The 535-nt window shown below is 62.8% G+C and carries 2 pseudogenes; one reads left to right on the top strand and one right to left on the bottom strand.

Annotation, left to right across the window (positions count from 1 at the left end):
* Positions 1–199, top strand: a pseudogene (locus ACU8YE_RS24190) (hypothetical protein); the annotation flags it as partial.
* A gap of 87 nt (positions 200–286) precedes the next feature.
* Here the strand turns inward: ACU8YE_RS24190 and ACU8YE_RS24185 are convergent.
* A pseudogene (locus tag ACU8YE_RS24185) lies at positions 287–535 on the bottom strand (BspC domain-containing protein); the annotation flags it as partial.

The raw sequence follows: 535 nt of genomic DNA, 5'->3' as shown, positions 1-535 counted from the left end.
GTACAAGGAAGATGCGCTGAAGCTCGCGTCGAAGTACATCGGCCATCAGTTCGGCTGCCTGTCGTTGACGCTCGAAATGCCGTTCAAGGACAACGCGAACCTGCCCGACGAGCGCGTCGGCTGGAACGGCGAGCGCAGCGCGGCGCTCGGCGCGGCGATGCTGGCCGCGATCCTGGTGCACGTCGACACGTTCGCGTAAGCGCAGCCGTTCGTCGTCGCATGAAAAAAGCCGGCGCATCTCGTGATGCGCCGGCTTTTTTGCCGCTGTCGTTGCCGCTCCGTCGTATCAGGACTTCTTCGCGGTTTTTTTCTTCACGGCCTTCTTCTGGCCGCTGGATTTCTTCGTCGCGACGGCCTTCTTGCTGCCGGCGCGGCTCGATGCCTTCGCCTTGGCTTTGCCGCGGTGCGACTTGCCCTTGAACTTCTTCGTCGAAGACGACGAGCGTTCGACGCGCGGCTTCAGCGGCGGGACCGGGTCGTTCCAGCTGAACGCGAGCATTTGCTGGCCGACATAGCCGCAACGGAATTTCAGCGG

The organism is Ralstonia sp. VS2407, from assembly GCF_052950655.1.
The sequence above is the reverse complement of the archived record's forward strand: the minus strand, read 5'-3'. Positions and strand labels throughout refer to the sequence as shown.